Genomic DNA, 19,032 nt, shown 5'->3' with positions numbered 1-19,032 from the left:
ATCCGCCGCGCAATCTCGGGGAGGCCCGAATGATCCGTCACCAGCTCGTCCAGTGGATCCTGCTGCCCAACGGCCTTACCGCCGACGGTCAGCTTTCTGCGTCCGTGTTCGTCGCGCCGCGTCTGCGCCCTAGCGAGCCGGCCACCCTGGCGGACTTCCCGGACTTCGCGGACTGGCGCTCGGTGCTGGACGGGCTGCATCTGGTCCTGGAGAGGAGTGACGGTGCCACGGAGGTACCGATGAGCGTGGCGGTGTCCGCGTCGGGTGCGCTGTGGCAGGCGTTGTTCCCTGCGACCACGACAGTCCGCGCTTTCGAGTTCGACGACTTTGCGGACCGGCCACTCATCAGCTACCCCGTCGGCGAGGTGCTGAGCCATCTCCGCGAGCAATGGGCCGCGTTGGCCCTCCATGCACTGGAGGAATTGCCTGTCACCAACCGCAACGCCGCCCCCATCGGGCCGCCGCCGAGCGGCCCGAGCGAGCGCCGCGTCACACTCGCCGACCATTTCACCGACCTGCGTATCGCCGTTCGACATGAGATCTTCGACGATGTCCGCGACGGCGAAGACCTCTCGAGGCGGCTGCGGAGCCGCCTGGACAACGCCGCAGAGCAGGCGGGGGGCCTTCGACAGCAGCACAGCCTGCAGCCCCAAGCCCTCGTCCGCCCCTTCGGTTCGGGGGGCAGCCCCTCAGAGGCTTTCTATGCTCTGGCGGGATTTCACGCCCGCCCTTCACGGGAGTTGCCCAAGGAGTTCCCCGCGGATCGGAAGCAGGCCCAGGCAGAACTCGAGGAGGCCCTGGACTTCCACCACCATCTCTCCGCCCTAGGTGACCACCCCGTCCTGCTGCGTGGCCTGGGCCTGGTACTGGACCTGACGATCCGCCCCGACTTCGTCCCGGAGACCAACGACACGGACCCGCCCACGCTGCTCCGGCTGCGCGTCGAGCGCCCCTCCGACTTCCCGCCCCGCAACGATGATCCCAGCGCGGACACCTGGAATGTGGATGTCACGCCCTGGACTGGCTGCCGGCTGACCAACATCGACGGCCAGGCCTTCTTCAGCGCCGCCGACCGGGCCGCCCGGCAGGACTTCGCCCACGGCTTCGTGCACCTGGACCCGGACCGGTACGCCCCGGTGGCTGTGGACGTCGACGGCCTGGCGTTGAAGGCGCTGAACATGGCCGCGACCCTGGAGCACCAAGACCAGGAGGAGCGGCGGCCCGTGGAGGAGCCGGAGCGCGACGGGGTCCCCTCCGCCCGGACGGGCGGCATAGCGCTGGTCCACACCCGCCATGCTGAGGAACTTCACGAGGACTTTTACCAGGCGCGAGCCAACAACGACGCCCTCGAGCAGGACCCGGACAACCCGCCGACGCTCGCCGCGCAGGACCTGGTGCGCGGCTATCGCATGGACATCTGGTCCGACTACGAGGGAATCTGGCGCTCCCTGCACCGCCGACACGTCACCTACACACCTGACCGCGCCCCCGAGGAGAGTCTGGAGGCCGACGACGAGGGCAGTCTCCAGCTCTCTCTCACCGCGGAGGCGGACCGGCCGAGCGCGCCCGCGGACCCGGACCGGCCGCTCTACACCCACGAGGCGCTGGCCACGTGGGACGGCTGGAGCCTCTCGCTCCCCAGGCCAGGGCAGGCCATACCGCAGGAGCCAGCGGCCCCGCCGGCCGGCGCCGAACTCGGCAGCATGCGCCTGTCTATTGCTGCCGACCCACTGCCCGGAACCCTGCCACGGCTACGCTTCCAGTCCAGGTACCGTACCCGCCTACGCACAGTGGACCTGGCCGGAAACTCCCACAGCCTCCCCACCGCCGATCTCTCACTGCAGACCCTCGAGGGCACTGGCCAACCCCAGTACGTCAGCGCCGCCCCGGCGGACCCGCTGCGCTACCTCCGATTCGAGCCGGTGCCGCCGCCTGAACTGGTGCCTCGCCTGCCCTTCGGCCCCGGCGAGAACCTGGAGCGGCTAGTAGTCCGCAGTGCCCCTGACCAGTCCGCAGCGGACTACGCCGATGCCAGCCAGGCAGCAGCCAGCCCTTTCCTACGGTTCCAGCCGTTCTGCGACCGCCACATCGCCACCGCCAAGGCCTCGCTGCAGATGGTGGAGGCGCATGGGTTGTTGGACGAGGCGATCGACGCCGTCCGCGGCATGGAACCGGCTGCTGCGGCCGCAGCAGCTCAACCCTTTTACGAACTTTTCTCCCGCGAGTGCCGTAGCTTCCGCGATGCCCCCGGCGCGCTCTTCGTCCCCACTGGCGTGCACGAGGGGGTGCCGCAGGGCTACGTCTGCCTCGACGCGGACTCGGTGGAACTTCCCTACCTGCCGGACCCCTTGGCCGCCGGGACGAAGGCGCGCATCGCACTGGAGCCTGGCCGTCCGGAGGAGGTGCTGGAGATCCCTTCCGACGACGGCGACGGCTGGCACCGCCCGCTACCCATCCGGCTCCGGCTTGAGGAGGGCAGCTTTACTGCCCAGTACAGCGAGGCGGAGCGGCTGCTCACCATCGGGCTCCCCGCAGGCCGGACGGCCAGGCTGCGCCTCTCCTCGCTGTTCCGCTCCGATCCCGAGGTCTTCGGGATCCTGGACTGGTGCCAGCAGGAGTCGGCCCCCGCGAACGTGGAGCAGGTCTATGAGGCGATCAGATCCGGGACGCACTGGATGACAGCGCCGTGGCGAGATCTGCTCCTGATCCACGCCGTGCAACGGCCCCTGTGGGAGCCAACCCTGGAGCTGAACCTGGATGAGACCCCCGGCTTCGCCGGCATGCGTACCCTGGCACGGCCGCGCGGTGCCACTGCGGCCCAATTGGCGGGCCGCCTGATTTTCGACGCGCCGTCGACAGCCCAGCTGGACCTATCCGCCAGCTGGGACGAGGTGGAGGACAGCCCCACGCAGCGCTACCCATCCGCAGAGGCCATGGTGCGTCCGGTCCACCGCGAGGTCCTCTCTCTCCCGGTACCGGAACCGCTCGGCACCCCCTGGATTCCCGAGCTCACCCCGTTCATCGAGCCGGTCGACGAGGTCACGGTGGGTTTCAGTACCCGCGGCTGGGAGAGTCAGACGCCCGAACAGAAGCGGCTCGCCCTGCTGGCCGCCGCAGCCGCCCCGGGCCTCAACGCCCCTGAACGGCGGCGGCTCGAAGCCGGCGCGGCGCAACTGGAGAAGCTGCGCGCCCAGGAGTTCGGCGACACCAGATATCGCCAGGTCACCTACCAGACCACCGCCGCCACCCGGTTCCGCGAGTACTTCGACCCTGCCATGTCTGCGGCGGATGGCACCTTCGTCGGCCAACCGCTCACCGTCGAGGTCCTCAGCAGTGCCCCACCCGCCAAGCCGGTGATGCAGCACGTCTTGCCGCTCATGGCCTACACCCAGAGCCGGGCGGACGGTGGCGAAATCATCAGCAAGCGCGACGGCCGCGGCCTGCGCGTATGGCTGGGAAGACGGTGGCTCTCCTCCGGTACGGGCGAACTGTTGGCTGTGGTCTGCCACGACGGCGGACCGCTCACCCCAGAGAGCGAACTCTCCCGCGAGATCACCGTCATCGCCCTGGACCCGGCCCACACCTCGGTCACGCCCCAGCCGCTGCTCGCCTCGTCTTTCCGCAACGCCGTTCTGACCCGCGAGAGCGTCACGTTGAACGGGCTCGGGCTCCGCCGGGACATCGCAGCCTTTCGACCGACCTGGGATGCCGACCGGCAGGCATGGTATTGCGACGTGGAGTTCCGTACCGGTGCGGCGTACTTCCCGTTCGTCCGGCTGGGGCTGGCGCGGTACCAGCCCATGTCCATCCCCGGCTGTGAACTGTCCCCGATCGTACCGACCGCCTTCGTTCAGACATTGCCGGACCGGACGCTCACCTGCACCGTCTCCCCGCACGGAAGCGCCACCCTCGCACTCAGCGGCCCGGCGTGGTCGGCGTCCGTGGGGGAACATGGAACTGTCGTAGACGGCTCGCACCTGGTGTCCGCCGTCGTCGAGGCGCAGGAGCCCGCCGTAACCGATCCGCTCCTCGGCTGGGCCGCCGCGGGGCCCGAGAACAAGCTCGCCTCCGTGGTGGTAACCGAGGATGGGACCGCAACATGGAGTGGCAACCTGCAGCTGCCGGAGACGCAAGGCCGGAGGCTGCGGATCGCGGTACGGGAGTACGAGTTCCACCCCGCGGACGACCGCAGCGCCCAGCCTTCGCCAAGCCTCGTCGCCACCCGGCGAATCGTCCACGCGGACGTCATTCCGCTGTGATGCCGCCCAGCAGCCAATACGCCTCATTCTCGACGTCATGCCGGAGCGCGGGGTCTGAACGAGCGGTCCCGGCTAGTGTCGCGTGATTGTTGGACGGCGCTCAGGATGAGCAGGTTTGGGTAGGTCCGCGGCGTTGGGGATGAGGACGGGTTTGGGGCTGCCACTGTGTGGTTGCCCTTGTTGGTGTTCGGCGGCACCGTGATCAGGTCCTGATAGGCGACGGCCCTCCCGCTGTCTCTTTGGCCGGAGTGCCGCGGAAGGGCCGTGCGGTGACGCGTGGAGGCGTCGTGGTCACGGTAGGCGGTGGCGCCGCTGCGGTCGAGCGGCGATTGGTTGCATGGCTACTGGTCTGCCCTGGCTGCTCGGGCGTGCTGACAGGTGGGGGTATGCCCGGTCCCGGCGGCTTCGGGGGCAGGAGGTTGCCGTGCCGGCACGTCCCTGGCGAGCGCGGTGCACCAGGTGTGGGGTGACGCATGTGCTGCTGCCGGTGCAGTGGCTGCTGCGACGGGCGGACGCGGTGGTCGTGATCGGGGCTGCGTTGACCGCCAGGGCTGCTGGTGCGGGGTTCCGGCGGATCGCTGGGTGGCTGGGGCGCCCACCCGAGACGGTGCGGGGCTGGTTGCGGCGGTTCGCCGCTCGGGCTGAGGCGGTGCGGCAGCTGTTCACCGTGCTGCTGCGGGCGATGGCCGTGCATCCGGTGATACCGGCGCCGGCGGGCGGGGCGTGGGCGGACGCGCTGGCGGTGATCGACGCGGCGGTGACGGCGGCGGTCACCCGGTTGGGGGTGTTCGGGGTGCCGTCGTGGGTGTGGGTGTCGGCCATGTCGGGTGGCCGGTTGTTGGCGCCGGGCTGGCCTGCCTGAGTTGATCAACACGAGTTGACCCTGACGTGCCTTCGGTCGAGTCGGTGATCCTCACGAACTGTCCTGTGTGGTCAGTGGTGAGGAGGAGATGTCCGCAAATGGCGGCCGATGAGGAAGACAGCAAGCGCATCGAGCGGGCCCGCGCGGTCGGGTTATTCCTGTGGGGTGAGCCACCCCCGCTTTCATGGAGCTTCTTGATCATGGTCTGATGGCCGTGGAAAACGCCAGCAGCTCCTGACCAGGGCTCGTCGCCACGGATCACCACCCCAGGGTCAGCGGCCTGCAGACTTCATGGGACGGTGACGCTGACATCGACATGCTTGGTCGCGTCGCCGAACAGTTCGAATGGATTGTTGGCAGAGAAGGCGCCGACAGGCACCGGCGTTCCGCCGTCGACCGTCACATATATCTCGTACGCGGGAAATCCGTCGATCCCGCCGCGGAAGCGCGCCTGTTTACTGTCGGGGTCGAAGGACAACGTGCCCACGTAGTCGATGGACGGCACGAAAGGGGCGACGGAGAAGGGGACCCGCCCGCTGCCGGAGACGTCGATCTGGACGAGGTTCGGGTTGTCGTCGTCGTCGATGACGCCGCCCTCGGGGTCCACGGTCTGGTTGCGGCGCAGGTTGAAGAAGGCCATGTCGGTGGTAGGCGCGACGCCGACCTCGATGACGTTGCCGTCGGCATCGAGGGCACAGGACTCGCCGCACCGGTGCATCTCGAAGGTGACGTCCGGCGTCCCGGTGTCGAGGCCGCCGATCTCGACCTCCGAATGCAGCCGTGCGCTGGCGTCGATGTCGTCTGAGAAACTTCGCTGGTCACCCGCGAGAAACCAGGTGCTGGGGAATGGCGTGCCCGGGAAGGTGCCCTGCACAACGGCCGCCTCCGTGCCCCCGATGTCCTGGCAGACGGCAGTCGGGATGAAGGCGTTGATCCAAAACTTGACGGCGGCAGCCACGGTGATCCCCCTGATATCCGAACCTCGTGCATCCTGGGGCGACGCTAACTGCTGACCCAGCCCTTTCGTCGGTGTTCCGAGGTGTTCGGTGGTACGTTCGCAAACTTCATCCCCGCAGCTCATACGGTGGTTGGGTGGCAGTGGAGCGACTGCCTGACCATGGTTTCCGCCCGGTCCCAACCATCCGGGACACTCCTGCTTTGACCTCACCTGAACGCCACGCTCAGCGACGAGCAGGCCGAGGTCGTCGCCTGCGTGCAGGCCCTGTACGACTCTGTTGCCTAATTCTGGCTATGCGGCGAGAGTGAGATCGAGCCTGCTCAGGCGGGTTGTTCGGGTGCGTTGTATGGGTGTGCCGGTCCACCATGCGTTGAGGCGGATGAGGTTGACTGCGGTCGCGGCGAAGGCGTGTTCAAGGTCGACTTTGCTGAGGCCAACGTATCGGGCTTGGTGGATGCTGGTGGCTGCGGTGGCCTGATGGAGGCGCCGTTGCGTTGTGGGATCGGCGGACGCGTTGAACCCGTGTCCGGTCCGCGGTCAGATCGCCCGGGCGAGTTCGGCGAACGCTGCGGCGACCTGCGTAGCCGGCGGGGCGTCGACGGCGAGTTCGTAGTGGCCGCGTCGAAGGTTCTGCATGAAGGCGTGCCCGGCGATGATGGTCTGTGCGGTCCGGTCAGTGCGCAGGCCGCGCATCGGTCTCAACCGGTGTTTGAGCTGGCTGTGATCAGCCTCGATCGGATTATTGGCGTACCGCTCGACGTGATGCCACGCCGACGGGATCAGCTCGTCGAGCACGCCGGGGTAGACCGCGGCGGCGTCGGTGATGACCTCCCTGGGTGTCACCTTCAACATCGACAGCGCCCGTCGGAAGAACCGCCGAGCGGCTTCGGCGTCGCGGCGGGCCGAGACCAGCACGTCGATGACCTGCCCGTACTGGTCGACGGCGCGATACACGTACCGCCAGATTCCGTTGACCTTTACATACGTCTCATCGACGTGCCACCTGTCGCCTGGCGAGCGCCGGCAGAACCGGGTCGATGACTTCACTGCTCAAGTCTGCATCGATCTTGCCGACGCTCAACGCAATGGTGCACCCCCGGCTCAGGGCAGCGGCACCGCCTGGCGAGTGCGGGCGGAGAGCTCCGCCGCCTCGAGCATCGCTGTCGTGGCCAGTCCCTCGGCGCCGCTCACCAACGGCGGGCGGCCGTCTCGGGCCGCCCCGATCAGGTCCGTCAGTTCGGCCGCGTAGGCCGCCAGGCGCGGCCCGCTGACCGGGTCGAGCGGGTCGAACGCCGCCTGCTCGAAGACGACCGAGAAGCCCTCCCCCTTGCCGAGGCGCACCGCTCCGTACGCGTCGCAGTCGATCATGCCATCGGTACCGACCAGCTGGAATTGAAGCCCGGAGCCCAGGCCGGGCGCGGGGATGTCGTAGCTCATCCACAGCTGTGCCATCGCGCCGCCCTTGAAGTGATACGTGGCCATCGCGCTGCGCAGTGGCGGGTCCGCGGCTCCGTACTGTTCGAAGAGGGCGAACGCGAGGTCGGGTTCGTCGCCGATGAACCAGCGCACCAGGTCGCAGGCGTGCGCACCCCACGAGGCGTAGGTGGTCTGCTGGGCGGGATCGAGCTTCCACTGGTCCTGGGTCTTGCTGGTGTCCCAGAAGCCCATTTCGGGCCCGATCGCCCGCACCATCGTGACCCGCCCGATCACACCGTCGTCGAGGAGTCGCTTGGCGAACACGGGTGCGTCGCGGAACCGGTGCTGCGACACGACGGCGAGCTGCACTCCGGCCGCCTCGGCGGCGTCGTTCATCCGGGTGCATTCGGCCGCGTTCTGCGCCATCGGCTTCTCGATCAGGATGTGCTTGCCCGCCCGGGCCGCGGCGACGGCTTGAAGCTCGTGGCCGGCCGGTGGCGTCGTCAGCACGACGACCTCGACCGCAGGATCGGCGAGGAGGCTTTCGTACGAGTCGTGCAGTGGGCAACCGTAGTCGGCAGCCAGAGCCGGCGCGCGCCGGCCGCCGGCGACGCCGACCAGGTTCGCCTGCGCCACGTGGTTGGCCGCCACCTCCGACCAGGTGCGTCCCATGAAGCCGGAGCCGAGCACACCGACGCCGGTCATGCCCTCTCCGCTTCGCTCCGAGCCGGTCATGATGCCTCCCTGAGCCGACCGTGCCGGTCGAGCAGGTCGATGATGCGGGCCGCCGAGAGGGTGTGCATGTCGGCGAACGCCTCCACCGACGTCGCGCCGACGTGCTGGGTCAGTACCACATTCGTGAGCCCGGACAGCGGGTCCGGCACCGGCGGCGGTTCCACCTCCCGGACGTCGAGGCCCGCGCCGCGCAGACGGCCGGCCTTCAAGGCGGCCGCCAGGGCCTCCTCGTCGATGAGCCCGCCCCGGGCCACGTTCACCACCACCGCGTCCGGCCGCAGGCGTTCGATCGCCGCGGCGTCAAGCACGTGGCGCGAGTCCGCGGTCAACGCGGCGCACAGCACGACCGCGTCGCTTTCGTCGAGGAGGTCGTTCAACGGTACGAGCGGGAAGGGCGCCTCGGTGCGGTACGGATCGTAGGCCACGACCGTCATGCCGAGTCCGTGTGCCTTCTCGGCGACGCGGGTGCCGATGCGACCAAGGCCGACCACCCCGATGCGCTGACCGCGCACCCGTCGAATCATGTAGAACTCCGGCAGTTCACGGACCTCCCATTGACCGGCCGCGGCTGCACTCGCCATCGGCACCAGTGCCCGCTGCACCGCCATCAGCAGTGCGATGGCCTGGTCGGAGACCTCCTCGGTGCAGTAGTCGGGCACGTTCGTGACCTCGATGCCGAGCTCTGCCGCGCGTGCCGTGTCCACGCCGTCCATGCCGACGCTGTAACAGAGAATGCCGCAGCATCGTGTCATCAGGTCGAGCTCTTCGCGGGGCAGCCGGCCCGACGCGACGACGACGTCGGCCTTTGGCAGCGCCTTGCGGGCGGCGTCCAGATCGGCCGGTAGCACCAGGTCGACGCCACGGGCCGCCAGCGTGTCCCGTTCGACGTCGTAGTTCCACCGCAGGGTGGTGATGGGGTCGTAGACAACAACGGTGGGAGCGCCCATATCTCTCCTCGCACAATGCGGCTGTTTCAGCAGTTGAACTCAGCATTTTACTCGATAGAATCAGCCAGCTACACCGATGTCAAGGAGGCCCCATGCGCGTCACCGCCGCCGAAGTGCTGCACGTGCGGGCACCGCTCACCGTCGCGGCCGGTCCGGCCGGCGTGTTCAACCGGCACCGCGAAACGTTGCTGCTGAAGCTGTCCACATCCGACGGAACGGTCGGCTGGGGCGAGACCTACGCCCTGCCCGGCACCCGCGACCTCCTGGCCATGCTCGCCGCGGACCTTGTCGGCGCGCCGGTCACGCACGCGTGGCCACGCCGCCCCGGCCTCGACGAGGTGGGCGCCGCGCTGGCGCTGAGCGCCGTCGACATCGCCTGGCACGACCTGCTCGGCCGAACGCTCGGCGTGCCGGTGCACACCCTGCTCGGCGGCGCCCGACGCGAGCGGGTGCCGGCGTACGCCTCCGGCTTCCTCTACCAGGAGGGCCGCCACCCCGCCGACGCCTGGCCGGACGAGGCGGCCAGACTGCACGAGCGAGGCTTCCGCGCCATGAAGGTACGAATGGGCGGCTACCCGCCGGTCGAGGAGCTGGCGCTGCTGGAGCAGCTGCGGGCCACGCTCCCCGGCGACGTGATGCTCATGGTCGACGCCTGGGGCGCCTATTCGGCTCCCACCGCGGTGCGGGTGGGCCGGCGCCTGGCCGACCTGGGCGTCGCGTGGTTCGAGGAGCCGACCCCCCTGACCCGGCCCGAGCTCACCGCGCAGCTGGCGGTGCCGGTCGCCGGTGGCGAGATGGGGCGGACGCCGTCCGAGTTCGCACGGCTGCTCGACCACCGCACGTTCGACGTGATCCAGCCCGACGCGGCGATCTGCGGGGGACTCGCCGCGGCCCGGTTCGTCGGGGAGCTCGCGGCGCTGCATGAGATCGCGTGCGTGCCGCACACCTGGAACGGGGCCGTGATGGCCGCCGCCACCCTGCATCTGGCCGCCGTCCTGCCACCGGCCGCACGCACCGGCGACGGCACCTGGCCCGGCGGCGACGTGAGTGGTCCGATGCTCGAATACGACACGAGCGAAAACCCGTTCATCCGCGACATCCTGCGCGTCCCACCCTCCTTGGTGGACGGATGTTTCGCGGTGCCCGACTCGCCGGGCCTCGGCATCGAGATCGACGAGACCACGCTGTCCCAATACCGCATCGCATAACCGCGCCCCAGGAGGCAACCATGCAGAAGGAACCGATCGTCCCCGCCGGCGGCGCACCGCCGGCCGGGCCCTACTCACCCGGAATCCGGGCCGGCAACCTGCTCTTCGTCTCGGGCCAAGGCCCCTTCGATGCCGACGGCAAGCTCATCGGCGACACCTTCCAGATCCAGGCACGCGCCACCTTCGCCAACATCGAACGCATCATCACGGCCGCCGGCGGGAATCTCTCCGGCATCCTGCGCATCGGCGCCTACCTGCACACCCTGGACAACTTCGCGGAGTTCAACGACATCATGCGCGACGTACTACCCACCCCGCATCCAGCGCGTACGACGATCCCGGTACCACTGCCCGGATTCCTGATCGAGATCGACGCGGTCGTGCTGCTCCCCGACCCCGCCTGACGACCTGAACCGGCGCTCCACGGTGAGCTCACCGTGGAGCGCCTGGACGCTCAGTAGGACAGCCAGCCACCGTCGACGAGGATGCTCGCGCCGGTGACGAAGCCGGCCTCGGCGGAGCAGAGGTAGGCCACCATCGAGGCCACGTCGTCGGGATGGCCGCGGCGGCCCAACGGCGTGTGCCGCTCCCACCACCGCTGCGGCTCGGACAGCTCCGGCGGGGGCGCCGGGGTGCCGGCGCGCTCGTCGAGCGCGATGTCACCCGGCGCGACGTGGACCGCTCGGATGTTGTGCGGCGCCAATTCGAACGCCAGCCCCCGGGTCAGCCCCAGCATCCCCGCCTTGGTCGTCGTGTAGGCGGTCGCGTGGTGCTGGGCCGCATACGCGGCGACCGAGCCGATGTTGACGATCACGCCCGGCGTGCCCCTCGCCACCATCCACCGGGCGGCCTCGCGGGAACACCGGAACGCAGCGGTGAGATTCACGCCGACGACGCGATCCAGCCACTCGTCATCGCAGTCCAGCAGCGGGCGCGACGCGCCCGGCCCGGTCACCGCCGCGTTGTTCACCAGGATGTCGATGCCGCCGAAGCGCTCCACACAACGCGCGACGAGCGCCCTGCAGGACGCCGCGTCGGCGAGGTCGGCCACAGCTACGTCGAGACTGCGGTGGGGCGCGGCGAGCCGGCTCGCCGCCGCGGCCGCGGTCTGCGGGGTTCGCTGACCGACGAGGACGTGCGCGCCCTCATCGGCGAGGCGGGCCGAGATCGCCGCGCCGATCCCGCTTCCGCCGCCGGTCACCAGGGCCACCCGCCCGGCCAACCCGGCGGTCCCGGTCACTGCCACGACACCTCCTCCGCGACGGGCCCGAGCATGACGATGCCGATGCCGGGCTCGACCTCGGCCCGCCGCCGCAGCATCATCACCGTTCCGTCGTGCGGGGCCGAGATCTCCTCGGCCGGCAACCCGTCCCCGTCGAGAATCTCCGCCACCAGGTCGCCGCACCTGACCTGGTCGCCGGCCCGGACCGCGGTGACACACCAGCCTGACACCGATGCGGAGACCGACGAGTCGACGTCGCCGTCACCACCGCGCAGGATCCGTTGCGGCCCCGATCCCGCCGGCACGTCCGCGTCGGCGAGCATGCCGAGCCGGCCGAGCACCCGCAGTACGCCGTCGCGGTAGCCGAGCAGCTCCGAGCGGCGCAACGATCCGCCTCCGCCGCCCTCGACGTAGATGGACGGCACGCCGTAGGACGAGGCCGTGGTAAGGCTGCGCCCCGGATTGAGCCGGTCGTGCGCCCAGAGCAGCGGCGCACCGAACGCGTGCGCCGCCGGTCGGCCGGTCGGATCGCTGAAACCGGCGAAGAACGGCATCGCGTAGTTGACTCCCGCCGAGTGCAGATCGATCAGCAGGTCCGAGTTACGGATGACGCGCTGTGCCAGGGCGTCCGCGATCCGTTCGGTGACCGTGCCGTCGGCGCGGCCGGGGAAGGCGCGGGCCAGGTTGCCGTCATCGACAGGGCTGGTCCGGGTGCCCGCCTCGTGGGCCGGCGGGTTCGCGACCGCCACCGCGAGGATCCGCCCGGACCATTGCGGCGGGTCGGCGCTGAGGTGCGCCACGATCGCCCGTACGGCGGCGATGCCCTCCAGTTCGTCGCCATGCACCCCGCCGAGCAGGGCCACGGTCGGGCCGGCGGCGGAGCCCGCCAGTTCCCGGATCACGACCGTAGCCTCGCCGACGTCGATCCGGTGTGTCGTCACGGCCGCCCGATCTCGGCCGCCGCCAACGTTTCCCGCACGTGGGTCCGCATGCCGTCGTCGACCTGCACGAACGGCAACGCGGTCGTCGAATGTGCGATGACCCCCTGCTGTACCAGGGCCTCCTTCAACGACGCGATGACCGAGGCGCTGAAACTGCCGCCCGGCATCGGGTGCTGGTAGAGCTTGAAAAACGCCACGATGCGGCCCTGCATCTCGGCCGCGCCCTTCCAGTCCCCGGCCGTCGCGCGCGCGGCGAGTTCGACGTGCCACGGCGCGAAGACGTTGGCCAGGCCCGGCACGGCGCCGTGGAACCCGCCCAGCAACAGCCCGTCGATCGCGAACTCGCTGCCCGTGTAGCGACGGAACCCCTCGATGTCCGCCGTCGCCTCGGCCAGCATCCGCTGGGCCTCCACGTTGCCCGAGGAGTCTTTCACCCCCGCCACAACTCCCTCGCCGGCGAGCTCACGCATCAGGTCCGGCTCCAGCACCACGGTGACCCGGCTGGGAATGTTGTAGGCGAGGACCGGCACCGAGCCCGCGGCCCCGGCCACAGCGCGGAAGTGCCCGCCGAGCTCGGCGGCGGAGTGCGGGAAGACGAACGTCGGCGGCACGAGCAACGAGTCGGCGCCCATCTGCGCGTACACCTTCGCGTCGGCGACCGCCTCGCGGGTGCCGAGCGCCGGCACGCCGATCATGAGATGGGTCCGCTCGTCGACCCGGGCCACCGCACGGGCAGCGACCTCGAGCCGCTCGTCACGGGAGAGCGCGCCGTTCTCGCCGCACGAGCCGAGCACGAGCAGCCCGGTCACGCCCCGCCCGATGAGGTGGTCGACGAGTGCGTCGAGCGACTCGAGATCCGGGGCACCCGACGGCAGCATCGGGGTGACCATCGGCACGATCACACCGGCGATCGGCGGGGGGACCGGGACACGAAGCGATGTCATGGAGACCTTCCTAGCGAGCGGTAGGCGACGATCCGGGACTGATGAGCGATCCGGGGAAGTGACAGGCGACCTGACGGTCGGATGGAACCGGCGACAACGGTGGGGGGCTCGTAGCGCAGATGTCCTGCGCCACGGGACAGCGAGGCTGGAACGGGCAGCCGGGTGGCGCGTCCAGGGGCGAGGGCGGTTCGCCGGCCAGCACGATCCGGTCCGCCGCACCCGGGGCCAGATCCACCCGGGGAAGCGCGGAGAGCAGCGCCACCGAGTACGGATGCAGGGGCTGCTCGAAGAATTGCTCCCACGGCGCCAGCTCCACCAGACGCCCCAGGTACATCACGGCGATCCGGGTGGCGATCTCCCGGACCGCGACCAGGTCGTGCGAGACGAACAGGTAGGCGAGGCCGTGCTCGCGCTGCAGGTCCCGCAGCAACGCGATGACGTGCGTCTGGATCGACACGTCGAGCGAGGCGGTCGGCTCGTCGAGCACGATCAGCTCGGGACGGGCGGCGAGCGCACGGGCGATCGCGACCCGCTGCGCCTGGCCACCGGAGAGCTCATGTGGATACCGCTCGGCCAGGGCCTGACCCAGTCGCACCTCGTCGAGCAGTTCGGCCACCCGCCGGCGGCGCTGATCCCCGGGCATGCCGAGATTGACCAGCGGCTCCGCGATCGCGTCGCCGACTCGTTGACGTGGGTTGAGTGAGCCGTGCGGGTCCTGGAAGACAGCCTGCATGCGCTGCTGGCGCCGCACGCCGCCGCGCGGGTCGGCCGGATTGTCGCCGGCGACCCTGACGGTGCCCGATGTGGGCGGCTGCAGGCCCAGCACAAGATGCGCCAGGGTGGACTTGCCGGAGCCGGACTCGCCCACGAGCGCCACCGTTTCGCCGGCCCGTACGTCGAGGTCGACACCGGCCAACGCATGCAGCTTCCTGCGACGCACCCGGTAGACCTTGGTCGCCGCACGAACAACCACGAGCGGCTCGCCGACCACCAGCTGCTTCACGGGCTGCTCCGGCGGCACCGGCGCGGGAGACGGTGCCGGGCCGTCAGCGCCTGCGTTGCGGGGCGCCTGCCCGACCGCGTCGTGGTTGAAGCAGGCGACCCAGTGCCCGCCGCCGATCGACAGCAGCTCGGGCATGTTCTGCGCGCAGGCGTCGAGCCGGTAGGTGCAGCGCGGCTCGAACGGGCAGCCGGGCGGTGGATCGGCGAGGTCCACCGCGCTGCCCGCGATGCTTGCAACCTCTCCCCGCCGCAGTGTGATACGCGGGGTCGCATCGCGCAGCGCGGCCGCATACGGATGGCGCGGCCGGGCGAAGAAGTCCGGCGCTGGGCTGTCCTCGACGATCCGGCCGCCGTACATGACGATGACCCGGGTGCAGAGCTGGCGGATCAGGCCGAGGTTGTGCGAGACGATGACCAGCCCCATGTCGGCCTGCGGGCCCGGCGCCCCGATGGTGGCGAAGAGTTCCATGATCTGTGCCTGGATGGTGACGTCCAGCGCCGTGGTCGGCTCGTCCGCGATCACCAGCAGCGGGTTGTTCGACAGCCCCAGCGCGATCAGGCCGCGCTGCCGCATGCCACCGGAGAGCTCGTGCGGACGCCGCGCGAGTTGGCTGAGCGGCGCCGGCATGCCCACCGACCGCAGCGCCTGGACGGCCCGATCCCGGCGGCGCCCGCGGTCGGTCTCGCCATGCGCGCGCAGCCCTTCGGAAAGGTGGTCGCCCAGGGTCCGTAGCGGGTCGAACGAGGTGAGCGGGTCCTGGAACACCATGCCGGCCTTGCTGCCGCGCAGCCTGCGCATCCGCTCCTCCGGCAGGTCCGACAGCTCGATGCCGTCAATCGTGATGGAACCGGACTCCTGCTTCGACCACGGCGGCAGGAGCCGCATCAGTGCCAGCGCCAGCGTCGTCTTGCCCGAGCCGGACTCACCGACGATGCCGACGCGCTCGCCGGACACCACGTCGAAGGAGGCGCCCGCGACGGCCTGCACGTCGTCGTAGGCGATGGTCAGGTCGCGAACTGAGAGCAGGCTCATCGCGGCCGCCTGCCGGCCACGTCGACCCGGAGCGCGGCGCCGAGCCCTTCGCCGACGAAGTTGATTCCGAGCACGGTCAGCATCAGCATCATCGCGGGCGCGAGCGCGGCCACCGGGGCGGTGTAGATCGCCCGGACCCCTTCGGTGAGCATCACCCCCCAGTCCGCTTCCGGCGGCTGAACACCGATGCCGAGGAAACTCAAGGCCGAGAGCACCACGATCCCGTTCCCCATTCCGATTACCAGCAGGACGACCAGCACGTCAGCGACGTTGGGCAGCACATGCACGCGCAGCATCCGCGGCAGTGAGGTGTTGCTGACGCGAGCCGCCTGGATGAACGCCGCGCTGCGCAGTGGCAGGACCGACCCGCGCATGACCCTGGCGTAGGACGGCAACGCCGCGATCGACACCGCGAGCACCGCGCTCGTCACGCTCGGGCCCAGGATCGCCACCACGACGATCGCTGTAAGCAGCGTCGGGAACGACAGCAGCACGTCCACCACACGCATCACGACGGTGTCGAACGCCCGGCCGATGAAGCCGGACGCGATGCCGAGCAGGCTGCCGGCGACCGCGCCCAGGCCGACCGCGAGCAGGCCGGCCGGGATGGACAGCACGCCGGCGTGCAGGAGCCGGGCAAGGATGTCGCGCCCGAGGTTGTCGGTGCCGAGCGGGTAGGTCGCGGACGGACCGGCGTAGGCGTCCATTGGATGCGTGCGGGTCGGTGACGCACCGTAGACCAATGGCCCCACTACGGTGACGACCGCCACGATCAGGAGCAGCACCAGACCCACCCGGGTCAGTCGCTGCGACAGGAACCGGCGAGCCGCGCTGGATCTGGTCGTCATGACAGGCCGATCCGGGGGTCGATGATGCGATAGACCACATCGATGAACAGGTTGATGCCGAGGATCAACAACGCCACGACGAGGATCTCCCCCTGCACGGCCGGCAGGTCCCGTCGGCCGATCGAGTCGAAGATCGTGGTGCCGAGTCCCGGCCAGGAGAAGATGTTCTCCACGATGAGGGCGCCCGCCAGTAGCCGTCCGAACTCCACCGAGAGCAGCGTGACCACCGGGATGGACGCGTTGGGCAGCACGTTGCGGGTGAGCAGCCGCCGCTGGGGCACACCGACGGCACGCAGCGTCCGCACGAAGGGCCGGCCCACCGCGTCCAGCACGCTCGCCCGCACGACCCGCGCCTGGATGCCGGCGAGCGGAATGCCCAGGGCCAGCGCGGGCAGCACGATCGAGGTCCAGGATTCCGCGCCGGCCACCGGGAAGATCTGCAGATATACCGCGAACACCGTGGCAAGCACCGTGGCGAGCAGGAAGTCGGGTGTGGCCACCAGCATCGTGGTCACGGTGGTGAAGCTCAGCCCCGCGCGGCGCCGCTTCGCGTCGCGCAACGCGCTGGCGATGCCGATCGGCAGCGAGAGCAGCAGGCCGGCGAGAACGCCGGCTGCCGTCAGCATCAGCGTGTTGGGCAGGCGCTCGGCGACGACGTCGGCCACCGGCTGCCGGGTGAGGAACGAGGTGCCCAGATCGCCGTGCAGGACGTTCTCCAGATAGGTGAAGAACTGCACCAGCAGCGGATCGTTGAGTCCAAGCTGTTCCCGCAGTTCCTCGGCGACCTGCGGATCCAGATTGGTGCCCGCGATGACCTGCACGGGGTCGCCAGGCACGAGACGGATCATCGCGAACGTGATCACGAGCACCGCCAGCGCGGCGGGAACTGTCACCAGTACCCGCCGCGCGACGAACCGTACGAAGCTCACTCGGCCGGCACCAAGTCGTTGATCTTCAGGATGCCGTCCGGCTGCATGCCGATCCCGCCGACCGCCTTCGCCGAGAACACGACGCTCTTCGGCTGGTAGAGCACCAGGGCCGTATGGTCGGCCGCCATGAGATGCTGCGCCCGGGACACGAGCGCGTTGCGCTTGGCCGCGTCGACCTCGCTGATCGCCTGGTCCAGCGCGGCGTCCACATCCGGGTTGCAGTTGAACGTCAGGTTGGTGCCCTGCGGCACCTGCGCCGATGGGATGTTGGCGCAAGCGAAGAGGATCCGCATCGACCCGGCCGGGTCCAGGATGCCGTAGCGGCCGATGTAGATGGACTGGTCACCCTTGCGGCGGGTCTGGGTGACCGTGGCGAACTCCTCGGTCTTGATCTGTGCCTTGATGCCCACCTGGGCCAGCTGGTCCTGGACGAGCTGGTCGATCGCGGGCCACGGGTCGTCGCTCGCGGACAGGATGGACAGCGTCAGCGGCTTGCCGTCCTTCTGCATGACGCCGTCGGCACCGGCGGTGTAACCGGCCGCCGCAAGCAGCGACTTGGCCTGGGCCTGGCTGTACTTGGTCACCGCGCTCTCGACGGTCTTGTCGTAGCCGGGGACGATGGTCGGCACCGTGCTCCAGTTGGTCTCGGCGTAGCCACTGGCCACGGCCTGGATGAGCGCGTCACGGTCGATCGCCGCCGAGATCGCCTTGCGGACGTTGAGGTCCGGCACATTCTTCGCATTGATCCACAGGGCGGTCTCGCTGACCCCGGGGAAGGAAGTGTTGTTGAGGTTCGATGCGGAGGCGAGACGCTTGGCGTCGGGCCCGGTCAGCTGGGCCACCTGCACCGCCCCGGTGGTCAGCAGGTTCGCCCGGGTGCTGGCGTTGGTCACGTACTGGAAGATGATCCGCGCGTACTTCGGAGCGCCTTTGTTCGTCAGGTCGGGACGGATCGTCGTGTAGTCGTTGTTCCGCTCGACCTCGAGGCGGTCGCCCTTGACGTAACTGACGAACTTGTAGGGGCCGGTTCCCACGGGCTTGGCGTCGAGCGTGCCGGCACTCGCCGCGGCCGGCGACGGGATGCTGAGATCCGCGTTGGTGAGGTTGATCAGTGCCGCGCCCACGGGCGTCTTCCAGGTCACCTTCACGGTGCTGTCGTCGATGACCTGACTGTTGTCGTACGGACCGAGAACGCTCTTGGAGTTGGTCGCCTTGGTGGCCGGGTCGACGACCCGGTCCAGCGCGGCCTTGACCGCTGCGGCGTTGAACGGGGTGCCGTCGTGGAACTTGACTCCGGCGCGGAGCTTGAACGTGATGGACGGGCCCTCGACGGTCCAGGACTCGGCCAGGCTGGGACCGATCGTGCCGTCGGCGTTGGCCACCACGAGCGTGTCGTAGATGGCGGCCATCTCGTCACTGAGGTATTGAATGTTCTTGGCCGGGTCCAGGGTCGGCTGCTCGGCGCCCTCGGCGATGTGCAGCGTCCCGCCGCCGGCCGAGTTGTCGGTATCTGCCGAGCCGCACGCTGCGGCGGCGGCGATCATGAGGAGCACGGCACCACCGGCGACCAGCCGGGAGTACATTCCCCTGCGGCGCGTAGACATTTGGACTGTCTCCACTTCGACGAAGCCGCCCGCCACCAGGCGGGACGCGATCCTCTGACGCGTGACTGAGTATTAGCGCGGCCACAAAGTCATGTCAACGGCTGAAACGATCGTTCCGATAATG

General features: G+C 69.6%; 14 protein-coding genes and 1 pseudogene. 4 read left to right on the top strand and 11 right to left on the bottom strand.

Annotated elements, in window-relative coordinates:
* The first annotated feature begins 29 nt into the window (after positions 1-29).
* Together ABZ321_RS33960 and ABZ321_RS33955 are read left to right on the top strand one after the other, a co-directional pair.
* Positions 30-4,259 carry a hypothetical protein gene (locus ABZ321_RS33960; RefSeq protein WP_354898995.1) on the top strand — a complete coding sequence of 1,410 codons (4,230 nt, stop codon included), beginning with the start codon at positions 30-32 and terminating at the stop codon, positions 4,257-4,259.
* A 466-nt stretch (positions 4,260-4,725) separates the two neighbouring features.
* Positions 4,726-5,121, top strand: a complete 396-nt coding sequence (locus ABZ321_RS33955; protein ID WP_354898993.1) for a hypothetical protein — start codon at positions 4,726-4,728, stop codon at positions 5,119-5,121.
* 289 nt (positions 5,122-5,410) lie between these two features.
* On the opposite strand, the gene ABZ321_RS33950 is transcribed toward ABZ321_RS33955, so the two are convergent.
* The 4 genes and pseudogenes from ABZ321_RS33950 to ABZ321_RS33935 form a co-directional block, all read right to left on the bottom strand.
* Positions 5,411-6,079, bottom strand: a complete 669-nt coding sequence (locus ABZ321_RS33950) for a hypothetical protein (RefSeq protein WP_354898990.1) — start codon at positions 6,077-6,079, stop codon at positions 5,411-5,413.
* A gap of 537 nt (positions 6,080-6,616) precedes the next feature.
* A pseudogene (locus ABZ321_RS33945) lies at positions 6,617-7,117 on the bottom strand (IS6 family transposase); the annotation flags it as partial.
* Positions 7,118-7,180: 63 nt separating this feature from the next.
* Positions 7,181-8,200, bottom strand: coding sequence for a Gfo/Idh/MocA family oxidoreductase (locus tag ABZ321_RS33940; RefSeq protein ID WP_344505303.1), 1,020 nt, complete (start codon positions 8,198-8,200; stop codon positions 7,181-7,183).
* A gap of 26 nt (positions 8,201-8,226) precedes the next feature.
* Positions 8,227-9,177, bottom strand: coding sequence for an NAD(P)-dependent oxidoreductase (locus ABZ321_RS33935; RefSeq protein ID WP_344505304.1), 951 nt, complete (start codon positions 9,175-9,177; stop codon positions 8,227-8,229).
* Positions 9,178-9,269: 92 nt separating this feature from the next.
* Between ABZ321_RS33935 and ABZ321_RS33930 the strand changes: the two genes are divergently transcribed.
* Both ABZ321_RS33930 and ABZ321_RS33925 read left to right on the top strand, forming a co-directional pair.
* Positions 9,270-10,385: a mandelate racemase/muconate lactonizing enzyme family protein gene (locus ABZ321_RS33930; RefSeq protein ID WP_344505306.1), complete on the top strand. Its 1,116-nt coding sequence runs from the start codon at positions 9,270-9,272 to the stop codon at positions 10,383-10,385.
* Positions 10,386-10,405: 20 nt separating this feature from the next.
* Complete coding sequence (locus ABZ321_RS33925; protein ID WP_354898986.1) at positions 10,406-10,789, top strand: RidA family protein; 384 nt, start codon at positions 10,406-10,408, stop codon at positions 10,787-10,789.
* A gap of 50 nt (positions 10,790-10,839) precedes the next feature.
* On the opposite strand, the gene ABZ321_RS33920 is transcribed toward ABZ321_RS33925, so the two are convergent.
* Genes ABZ321_RS33920 through ABZ321_RS33890 form a run of 7 tightly spaced genes read right to left on the bottom strand, consistent with a single transcriptional unit; the run spans position 10,840 to position 18,908 of the window.
* Positions 10,840-11,631 carry an SDR family oxidoreductase gene (locus tag ABZ321_RS33920; RefSeq protein WP_354898983.1) on the bottom strand — a complete coding sequence of 264 codons (792 nt, stop codon included), beginning with the start codon at positions 11,629-11,631 and terminating at the stop codon, positions 10,840-10,842.
* Entirely contained in the window at positions 11,622-12,509 is an 888-nt protein-coding gene (locus ABZ321_RS33915) for a M14 family metallopeptidase (RefSeq protein WP_354898980.1), read from the bottom strand. Before ABZ321_RS33915 ends, ABZ321_RS33920 begins: the two co-directional genes overlap by 10 nt.
* Before the next feature lie 35 nt (positions 12,510-12,544).
* Positions 12,545-13,492, bottom strand: coding sequence for a dihydrodipicolinate synthase family protein (locus ABZ321_RS33910; protein ID WP_354898978.1), 948 nt, complete (start codon positions 13,490-13,492; stop codon positions 12,545-12,547).
* Between the two features lie 10 nt (positions 13,493-13,502).
* Positions 13,503-15,482 carry an ABC transporter ATP-binding protein gene (locus tag ABZ321_RS33905; protein ID WP_354898975.1) on the bottom strand — a complete coding sequence of 660 codons (1,980 nt, stop codon included), beginning with the start codon at positions 15,480-15,482 and terminating at the stop codon, positions 13,503-13,505.
* Between the two features lie 41 nt (positions 15,483-15,523).
* Positions 15,524-16,375, bottom strand: a complete 852-nt coding sequence (locus ABZ321_RS33900) for an ABC transporter permease (protein ID WP_354898972.1) — start codon at positions 16,373-16,375, stop codon at positions 15,524-15,526.
* On the bottom strand, positions 16,372-17,304 hold the full coding sequence (locus tag ABZ321_RS33895; protein WP_344505318.1) for an ABC transporter permease: 933 nt from the start codon (positions 17,302-17,304) through the stop codon (positions 16,372-16,374). The genes ABZ321_RS33900 and ABZ321_RS33895 overlap by 4 nt, the downstream gene beginning before the upstream one ends.
* Entirely contained in the window at positions 17,301-18,908 is a 1,608-nt protein-coding gene (locus ABZ321_RS33890) for an ABC transporter substrate-binding protein (protein ID WP_354898969.1), read from the bottom strand. Before ABZ321_RS33890 ends, ABZ321_RS33895 begins: the two co-directional genes overlap by 4 nt.
* Positions 18,909-19,032 lie beyond the last annotated feature (124 nt).

It is taken from the genome of Dactylosporangium sp. NPDC006015, assembly GCF_040614215.1.
In the GTDB taxonomy this organism is placed as follows: Bacteria; Actinomycetota; Actinomycetes; order Mycobacteriales; family Micromonosporaceae; genus Dactylosporangium; species Dactylosporangium maewongense.
Note: the sequence above shows the minus strand (reverse complement) of the source record. Positions and strands in the feature narration are given on the sequence as shown.

Bases quoted from the DNA above. Each gene is read 5' to 3' on its own strand.
- ABZ321_RS33910 (WP_354898978.1), bottom strand. From the start codon at position 13,492: ATGACATCGCTTCGTGTCCCGGTCCCCCCGCCGATCGCCGGTGTGATC.
- ABZ321_RS33900 (WP_354898972.1), bottom strand. From the start codon at position 16,375: ATGACGACCAGATCCAGCGCGGCTCGCCGGTTCCTGTCGCAGCGACTG.
- ABZ321_RS33960 (WP_354898995.1), top strand. From the start codon at position 30: ATGATCCGTCACCAGCTCGTCCAGTGGATCCTGCTGCCCAACGGCCTT.
- ABZ321_RS33890 (WP_354898969.1), bottom strand. From the start codon at position 18,908: ATGTCTACGCGCCGCAGGGGAATGTACTCCCGGCTGGTCGCCGGTGGT.
- ABZ321_RS33930 (WP_344505306.1), top strand. From the start codon at position 9,270: ATGCGCGTCACCGCCGCCGAAGTGCTGCACGTGCGGGCACCGCTCACC.
- ABZ321_RS33935 (WP_344505304.1), bottom strand. From the start codon at position 9,177: ATGGGCGCTCCCACCGTTGTTGTCTACGACCCCATCACCACCCTGCGG.
- ABZ321_RS33940 (WP_344505303.1), bottom strand. From the start codon at position 8,200: ATGACCGGCGTCGGTGTGCTCGGCTCCGGCTTCATGGGACGCACCTGG.
- ABZ321_RS33925 (WP_354898986.1), top strand. From the start codon at position 10,406: ATGCAGAAGGAACCGATCGTCCCCGCCGGCGGCGCACCGCCGGCCGGG.